The following is an 8,529-nucleotide window of genomic DNA, read 5'->3' as shown; positions in this document are numbered from 1 at the left end:
CCCGGCGGCGTGCCGGGGCGACGGGCGGGCGGTTCTCAGGGCTCCTGGTCGGGGCTGCGGGTGTAGACGAAGGTGGCGATGTCCAGCGCGACCGCGCGGCCCTGTCCGTCGCGGCGCACCGTGAGGATTTCGCCGTCCTGCCCACCGGCCCGACCCCGCCAGCGGTCCGGGCCCTCGGGAACGAACCGGAGGTTCGGTGCGCCGACCGGGCCGGCGTGCAGGTCGCCGGCGGCGTCCGCGTACACCTCGATGGTGGTGCCCATCCACCACCAGCGGCCGGTCAGCTCGGCGAGTTCGGCCGGCGGCGGGGCGGTGGCCGGCAGCCACGGGGTGACCGGGGCGGGTTCGGCGTCCAGCACCAGCGTGAGCAGTTGCCGGCCCAGCCCGCCGATGTGCCCGGTACGGAAACCGTAGGAGTTGGCGAAGCCGACGACAGCGGTGCGGCTGGGCCGGTGCACGGCCAGCGACGCGACGTAGCCGGGCATGGAGCCGCCGTGTCCGACGTACACCCGGTCGCCTTCCCGGAAGAGCTCCACCCCGAGGCCGTGGCCGTGTCTCCAGGACTCCTGGTCGCTGATCACCACGGGCGAGCACATCTCGGTAAGCGTCTCGGGGGCCAGCACCGACGGGTCGGGGTCGGCCAGGAACGCCGCCCAGCGGCCCAGGTCCTCGATCGTCGACCAGAGCTGCCCGGCCGGGGCCATCGCCCCGGTGTCGGTACGCGGCTCCTCGCGCAGGGTGTCGTGCCAGGGGTGCACGACGTAGCCACGGGCGAACGGCTCGCTGGCCGCGTACGTGGTGCGGCGCAGGCCCAGCGGGGTGAGGATCCGCTCGTTGAGCAGGTCGGCCCAGGGCGTCCCGGTGAGTCGTTCGAGGATGCCGCCGAGCAACCCGTACGCCAGGTTGGAGTAGTGGTAGGTGAGGTGCGGCGGGTAGGCGATCTTGTCGGGGGTGACCCCGGCGAGCAGGGTGGTGAGGTCCACGCCGGCGGCCCGTTCCCACCAGTCGCCCTCGGGTTCGCGCTGGATGCCGCTGGCGTGCGCGAGCAGTTGGCGCAGGGTGAGCGCGCCGACGCTGGTGCCGGGCAGGTGGCGCTCCACCGGGTCGTCGACGGCGAGCCGGCCCGCGTCGCGCAACTGCATGATCAGGGTCGCGGTCATGGTCTTGCTGATCGAGCCCAACCGGTACTGGAGGTCGGCGTGCGGGCGGGGGTGCGCGCCGGCGGTGGCCAGGTGCGCCAGCGTGCCGTCGCACACCACGCCCAGCACCAGCGACGGGGTGTGGCCGTCGGCCTGGGCCTGCGCGACCCGGGCGTCGATCTGCCGGGCGGTCTCGGGCAGCAGCGTCAAGGGGATCTCCTGGGGTCGGGCCGCTGGTCGGTGGCGTTTCGGCGGGCCGGAAAGGGGCCTGGTCGAGCCTACTGATCTTCGGGGGGAGGTCGCGCGTGCGTTTGCGTGTCAGGATCGTGGTGTGGACGCCGTGGTGTGGATCGTTTTGGGTGTGGTGCTGGCGGTCGCCGAGATCTTCACGACGACCCTCTTTCTCATCATGTTCGGGCTCGCCGCCTTCGCCGCCGCCGGTGCCGCCGCTCTGGGTGCGCCGGTGGCCGTGCAGGCCCTGGTCTTCGCGGTGGTGTCCGCGTTGAGCCTGGTGGTGGCGCGACCGGTGATCAAGCGGCACCGCCGTTCGGCGCTGGAGAGCGGCGAACAGCCGTTCGGCGTGGAGGCGATCGAGGGCTCCACGGCGCTGGTGCTGGAGCGGGTGGACGCCGACAGTGGCCTCGTCAAGATCGACGGGGAGCTGTGGAGTGCCCGGCCGTACGACACGACGCAGACTTTCGAGCCCGGCGAGCGGGTTCGGGTGATTAAGGTCCGGGGCGCGACCGCCCTGGTCTGGCAGGACGATGTTTCTTCCGCCGGCGACTTGCCGGAAGCGAGAGGGTGAACGGGATGACAACAGTCGGGGTGCTGGTGATCGCGGTGGCGTTGATCGCCGTGATAACGCTGGCCAAGGCGGTGCGGATCGTGCCGCAGCAGCGCCAGGACGTGGTGGAACGACTCGGCAAGTACAAGCGCACCCTCAATCCCGGCCTCAACCTGCTGGTGCCGTTCATCGACGCGGTTCGCACCAAGGTCGACATGCGGGAGCAGGTGGTCAGCTTCCCGCCGCAGCCGGTGATCACCTCGGACAACCTGGTGGTCTCGATCGACACGGTTCTGTACTTCAAGGTGGTCGACTCGGTCCGGGCGACCTACGAGATCTCCAGCTTCCTCCAGGCCATCGAGCAGTTGACAGTCACCACGTTGCGTAACGTGATCGGTTCCCTGGACCTGGAGCGGGCACTGACCAGCCGGGACGAGATCAACCGGCACCTCTCGGGCGTGCTCGACGAGACCACCGGCCGGTGGGGCATCAAGGTGACCCGGGTCGAGATCAAGGCGATCGAGCCGCCGGCCAGCATCCGCGACTCGATGGAGAAGCAGATGCGCGCCGAGCGGGACCGCCGTGCGGCGATCCTGACCGCCGAGGGCCACAAGCAGTCGGTGATCCTCACCGCCGAGGGTGACAAGCAGTCGGCGGTGTTGCGGGCCGACGGTGACCGGCAGGCCCGGATCCTGCAGGCCGAAGGTCAGGCGAAGGCGATCCGGACGGTCTTCGACGCGATCCACCAGGCGAACCCGAGCCAGAAGGTGCTCGCCTACCAGTACCTGCAGGCTCTGCCGCAGATCGCCCAGGGCAGCGCCAACAAGGTCTGGATCATCCCGGCCGAGCTGACCAAGGCCCTGGAGGGGATGGGTGGCGCGCTCGGTGGGCTGAGCCAGATGGTCGGGGACCTTCCCGCGCCGGAGGCCGCCGACCACGCGAGCCAGGTGGAGCGCGAGGCCGCGGAGGCGGCGCAGGCCGCGGCGGACGCCGCTCAGCAGATCCACGACGAGGTACGCGTCGCCGAGGCGCAGGCCACCGGCGGCAACAAGCCGCAGGGGCTGCCCGCGCCGGAGCCGGTCACCCCGGCCAGCCTGACCGAGGACCCGGCCGACCAGCGCGAGCGCGGCTGATCCGGCACGTCGGCCGGACAGGGCGAGCCTCGAACGGAGGCTCCGGCCCGCGGCCTTAATGCGAAAAATGCTCATGGGGCGCTCCGATGCCTGCCACGATCGGTCCTAGGACGGGTGGTGACCAGGCAATCGGGGCGCCCCGGCGCGTCTCGCACCGCTCGCGGACGAGCGAGGTGACGCATGAAGGATCCGGCGAATCGGATGTGGTCCTCGGCCCCGGTGCCCGGCGCGCACGACCCGGTCGCCCCACTGGGCTCCCGGAGCACCGGTGGAGGATTCGGCGTACTGCCCTTCGTGGGCGAGCCGACCCCGGGCGCCCCGGCCACGAATGCCAGCTGGGCCTGGTCGGTACGCCGGTTCGCGCGGGCCGCGGTGTGGCTGCTGCCCGCGTACGCCATTCTCTACGGCGCGGTGGCGATGGCCAGCGACGGCGGGGTGGGCAACGACCCCTATCCGGCCGACGGCCGGGCCGTGTATCTGATCGGCTGGGTGGCCGCGGTCTGGCTCGGCCTGCTCGCGCTCCTGGCCCTCACGGGCCTACTGGCCGCCACGCGCAGCCGCCGGGTGGCCGCCGCCGGCCTGCTGATCAGCATCGCCGGCACCGTGCTGATGCTGCCCTTCGCCGGGCTCGAAGAGCAGACGCCGGTCTTCGGCACCACCGCGCGCTCGCTGGTCCTGCTCGGCGCGACGTTCTACAGCGTGGGCTGGTTCCTCACCGGGTGGGCGGTGGCCCGCTCGGGCACCTTCAGCCTCGGCGACGGAATCATGCTGATCATCGCCGCACCGCTGCTGGGCCTGGGAGGTGCCCTGATCGGCTCGCTACAGACGTTCGGCGCGATCTTCGTGCTGATCGCCGGCATCGGCATCGGCTACCGCTCCGGCCGCCTGATGCCCCGCGAAACCGCCCGAGACGCCGCCAACGCCAGCCTGAGCACCCCAAACCCCTGAAGCGCCCGCGCGGGCGTCCTCCCGCTGCCGTTGATCATGATGTTATTGCCTTCGGCCTCGGCGTGTCGTGGCAATAACTTCATGATCAACGCGGGCCGGGGGCTGGGTGGGGGCTGGGCGGGGGCCGTGAAGTTGGTGACAGTTGGGAGGCGGGGGTGGTCGGTTGGCGGTTTTTGTGGCAATCCTGGGGAGCATGGCCGCCTCTCGCTCGCCGCTGTCGCGGCTGTTCACCGTGCTGCTCGCCGGCGTGCTGGCCGGGCTCGCCCTGGCCGTCGCCGCGCTCCCGGGCAACCTGCTGGTCGGGTTCGCCGCGCGCGCCGCGATCGGGTCGTACGCCGCGTTGCCGGCCTCGCTGAAGACCCCGGCCACCCCGCAGCGCTCGTACCTCTACGCCAACGACGGCAAGACGCTGCTCACCACGTTCTACGACGTGAACCGCACCGACGTCGCGCTGGCGGACGTCGCCCCGGTGATGCGGCAGGCGATCGTGGCGGCCGAGGACCGGCGGTTCTACGACCACGGCGGCGCGGACCTGCGGGGCCTGGCCCGAGCGCTGGTCGCCAACGTCAAGGGCGGCGGTACCGAGCAGGGCGGCTCCACGCTGACCATGCAGTACGTCCGCAACGTGCTCAAGACCGACCCCACCCGCACGCCGCAGGAGCGCGCCGCCGCCACCGACCCGACCGTCGGTCGCAAGCTCCAGGAGATCCGGTACGCGGGCGCGCTGGAGAAGAGCCTCGGCAAGGACGAGATCCTCAACCGGTACCTGAACATCGCCTACTTCGGCTCCGGGGCGTACGGGATCGCGGCGGCCAGCCAGCGCTACTTCGGCAAGCCGCCGGCGAACCTGACCCTCGCCGAGTCGGCGTTGCTCGCCGGCCTGGTGCAGTCCCCGGACGCGTACAGCCCGATCAGCGGCGACAAGGACGAGGCGCTGGCCCGCCGGTCGTACGTGCTGGACTCGATGGCCGCCACCGGCGCGATCACCGCCGCGCAGGCCGCGCAGGCCAAGGCGGAGCCGCTGACCCTGCACCCGACCGCGCAGCCCAACGGCTGCACCGCCGTCGCCCAGGGCCACGACGACTGGGGCTACTTCTGTGACTACCTGCGCCAGTGGTGGCTGACCCAGCCGGCCTTCGGCGCCACCACCGCCGAGCGCGAGCAGGCCCTGCGCTCGGGCGGCTACACCGTCGTCACCTCGCTCGATCCGCAGGTCCAGGCGACCGCGCAGCAGCAGGCCACCAAGGTGTACGGGTACGACAACAAGCGCGCCCTGCCGATCGCGGCCGTGCAGCCGGGCACCGGGCGGGTGCTGGCGATGGCGGTCAACCGGCACTACAGCCTCGCCGACAACCCGGCCGGGCAGGCGAACTACCCGAACACCGTCAACCCGTTGATCTCCGGTGGGGCCAGTGTCGACGGCTACCAGGCGGGTTCGACGTTCAAGCTGTTCACCATGCTCGCCGCGCTGGAGTCGGGCCGTACCCTCTCCACCGGGTTCGACGCGCCCGCCAAGCTGCCCACCCGGTACGCCGCCGAGGGGCCGGGCAGTTGCGACGGCCGCTGGTGCCCGGCGAACGCCAACCCGGACTGGATGGACGGGTACCGGATGATGTGGGACGGCTTCGGCCGTTCGGTGAACACCTACTTCGTCTGGCTGGCCGAGCAGGTCGGCCAGGACAAGGTGGTGGAGATGGCGCAGCGGCTGGGCATCACCTTCCGCGCCGACACGGACGCCGCCTTCGCCAAGGACAACGCCGCGAACTGGGGGTCGTTCACCCTGGGCGTCGCCGCCACCACCCCGCTGGACCTGGCCAACGCGTACGCCACGGTGGCCGCCGAGGGCACCTACTGCACGCCGGTGCCGGTGGTCTCGGTGACCGACGCGAAGGGCGCGACGGTGCCGGTCGGCCAGCCGTCCTGCAAGCGGGTCCTCGACGCCGACGTGGCGCGCGCCGCGACCGACGCGGCCCGCTGCCCGGTGGGCCAGCAGTCGCCGTACGGGCAGTGCAACGGCGGCACCGCCACCGGCGTGAACGACATCCTCGGCGGTCGGCCGGTGGCCGGCAAGACGGGTAGCTCGGAGGAGAACGCCACCGAGACGTTCGTCGGTTTCACCCCGCAGGTGGCCGTCGCCGGCATCGCCGCCAACCCGGACGATCCCGCCGACTCGGTGGGTTCGGCGGTGCAGAGCAAGGTGATCGACGCGGTCGCCCGGGTCATCGCCACGGCGGTGAAGGGTCAGCCGGAGATGGCGTTCGTCGCGCCGAGCCGCGAGCTGGCCGGCGAGCCCCGCCGCCCGGTGGAGCGCCCCGCCGTCCCCGAGCGCCAGCAGCCCACCCAGGGCCAGGACCCGCGCTCGGCCCTGCAACGCTGGCTCGACCGCCGCGGCTGACCCGGCGGGGTCAGCGCTCGCGGCGGCGGGGGCGGTAGCTGGCGATCGTCGCGGGGAGGCCGCGGCGGATGATGCCGGCCCAGTCGGTGTCGCCCCGTAGCACCGCCGCTGCGGTCTTGCGGGCCTGCTCGGCGGTGAAGTGCGGCGGCAGCATCAGCTCGGCCGGGTCGACCAGCGCGTTGATGACGACCGGCCGGTCGGCGGTCAGCGCGCGCTCCCAGACGCCGGGCACCTGCTCCGGCGCGTCGATGAGCTCTCCGTGCAGCCCGAGCACCTGGGCCCACTGGTGATAGCCGATGTCCGGCAGCTGCTGGCTGTCCGGGAACATCGGCGTCCCCTCGCTGGAGCGCTGTTCCCAGCTGACGAACGCCAGGTCCCGGTTGTTGAGCACCAGCACCACGAACCGCGGGTCGGCCCAGCCGCGCCAGTACTTCGCCACGGTGATCAGCTCGTTGACGCCGTTCATCTGCATCGCCCCGTCGCCGATCAGCGCGACCAGTGGCCGGTCCGGGTGGGCGAACTTGGCGCTCAGGGCGTACGGCATGGCGCCACCCATGGACAGCAGCGTGCCGGAGAGGCTGGCCAGCATCCCGGGCCGGACCTGCACGTGCCGGGAGTACCAGGCGGTCGCGGTGCCGCAGTCCACGGCGAGCATCACGTCGTCGGGGAGCCGGTCGCTGAGCGTGGTGAACAGCAGTTGCGGGTTGACCGGGTCGGCGGTCTGTGCGGCCAGGTCGCGCTGGACACGCCGCCAGGCCGAGGTGGTCTCGGCGATCTCGGCCCGCCAGGCGGTCGGCCCGGGGCCGGGGCCCAGCTCGTCCAGCAGCGCCCGCAGGGTCGGACGGGCGTCGCCGGTCAGGTTCACCTCGGTCGGGTAGCGCAGCCCGAGCTGGGTGCCGTCCAGGTCGATCTGCACCGCGCGGGCCTGACCGGGTGGCGGGTAGAACTCCGAGTACGGCATGTTGCTGCCCACGATCAGCAGCCGGTCGCAGCCGGTCATGAGCTGCCAGCTGGGCCGGGTGCCGAGCAGCCCGATCGCGCCGGTCACCCACGGCTCGCGATGGTCGACGACGGTGAAGCCGAGCAGCGCGGTTGCCACCCCGGCGCCGAGCCGGTGGGCGATCTCGCGGACCTCGTCCTGCGCGCCGAGCGCGCCCTGCCCGACCAGCATGGCCACCCGCTCGCCGCCGCGCAGCACCTCGGCGGCGCGGCGCAGGTCGGCCTGCGGCGGAATGGTCGGCGTGCTGCTCGGCACGTTGCTGGTGTGGTAGTAGCCGTGCGCGTGCGGCGGGTCCGGGATGGCCGGCTCGTCCTGCAGGTCCGACGGGAGCACCAGGGCGGTGACGGTACGCCGGGACAGCGCCGTGCGGCACGCCCGGTCGACGAGGTGACGCACCTGCGCCGGGTGGTCGAGCTGGGCCAGGAACGCCGCCGCGACGTCCTTGTAGAGGGCGAGGAGGTCGACCTCCTGGTAGTAGCCGCCGCCCTCGGCGGTCACCGCGGTGTGCCCGACGAGGGCGACCACCGGCTGGTGGTCGAGCTTGGCGTCGTACAGGCCGTTGAGCAGGTGGATGGCGCCGGGCCCGCTGGTCACCAGCGCGCAGCCCAGCGGCCCGCCGCCGTACTTGACGTGCGCGGAGGCGGCGAAGCCGGCGGTCTCCTCGTGCCGGACCTGGACGAACTGGGCGCGCTCGTTGGTGCGTTGCAGGGCGGAGGTGATGCCGTTGATGCCGTCGCCGGGATAGCCGAAGTAGCGCCGCACGCCCCAGCTGAACAGGCGGGAGACGATGTGGTCCGCGACGGTCGGTCGCCGGGGCAGCGCGCCCGCTTCGCCTGGTGCCGTGTGGTCTGCGCTCACCTGGCTGGTCCTTCCCGTCGGGTCCGGTATTCCACCGGTCGTTCCCCGTCTCGACCGGACAAAACGCCCCGTTGGGCGGCCATCCGGAGCGGGGGTCGGCCGTCCGGCAGAATCGGCGGGTGCCCGTCCACGAGATCACCGACCCCGACGACGACCGGATCGCCGACTACCGCGCGCTCACCGACGTCGAGCTGCGCACCCGCTGGGAGCCTCCGCACGGCCTGTTCATCGCCGAGGGCGAGTTGGTGCTGCGCCGGGCGCTGCGCGCCGGC

6 protein-coding genes and 1 pseudogene are annotated in these 8,529 nt (G+C 72.4%); 5 read left to right on the top strand and 2 right to left on the bottom strand.

Annotated elements, in window-relative coordinates:
- Nucleotides 1–35: 35 nt before the first annotated feature.
- Nucleotides 36–1,349: a serine hydrolase domain-containing protein gene (locus tag AB0J68_RS20875; RefSeq protein ID WP_363940031.1), complete on the bottom strand. Its 1,314-nt coding sequence runs from the start codon at nucleotides 1,347–1,349 to the stop codon at nucleotides 36–38.
- Nucleotides 1,350–1,470: 121 nt separating this feature from the next.
- Between AB0J68_RS20875 and AB0J68_RS20870 the strand changes: the two genes are divergently transcribed.
- From AB0J68_RS20870 to AB0J68_RS20855, 4 genes are all read left to right on the top strand, one after another.
- Entirely contained in the window at nucleotides 1,471–1,944 is a 474-nt protein-coding gene (locus tag AB0J68_RS20870; RefSeq protein WP_363940030.1) for an NfeD family protein, read from the top strand.
- 5 nt (nucleotides 1,945–1,949) lie between these two features.
- Nucleotides 1,950–3,056: an SPFH domain-containing protein gene (locus tag AB0J68_RS20865; RefSeq protein ID WP_354861715.1), complete on the top strand. Its 1,107-nt coding sequence runs from the start codon at nucleotides 1,950–1,952 to the stop codon at nucleotides 3,054–3,056.
- A 180-nt stretch (nucleotides 3,057–3,236) separates the two neighbouring features.
- On the top strand, nucleotides 3,237–4,004 hold the full coding sequence (locus AB0J68_RS20860; protein ID WP_354861717.1) for a hypothetical protein: 768 nt from the start codon (nucleotides 3,237–3,239) through the stop codon (nucleotides 4,002–4,004).
- Nucleotides 4,005–4,197: 193 nt separating this feature from the next.
- Entirely contained in the window at nucleotides 4,198–6,399 is a 2,202-nt protein-coding gene (locus AB0J68_RS20855; RefSeq protein WP_363940027.1) for a transglycosylase domain-containing protein, read from the top strand.
- 10 nt (nucleotides 6,400–6,409) lie between these two features.
- Here the strand turns inward: AB0J68_RS20855 and AB0J68_RS20850 are convergent, their stop codons facing one another.
- Complete coding sequence (locus AB0J68_RS20850; protein ID WP_363940026.1) at nucleotides 6,410–8,257, bottom strand: thiamine pyrophosphate-requiring protein; 1,848 nt, start codon at nucleotides 8,255–8,257, stop codon at nucleotides 6,410–6,412.
- A 71-nt stretch (nucleotides 8,258–8,328) separates the two neighbouring features.
- On the opposite strand from AB0J68_RS20850, the pseudogene AB0J68_RS20845 reads away from it, so the two are divergent.
- Nucleotides 8,329–8,529 (top strand): annotated as a pseudogene (locus AB0J68_RS20845) (RNA methyltransferase); the annotation flags it as partial.

Origin of the sequence: Micromonospora sp. NPDC049580, assembly GCF_040675595.1 — a bacterium.
GTDB lineage: Bacteria > Actinomycetota > Actinomycetes > Mycobacteriales > Micromonosporaceae > Micromonospora.
This window is presented reverse-complemented; position numbering and strand designations above follow the sequence as displayed.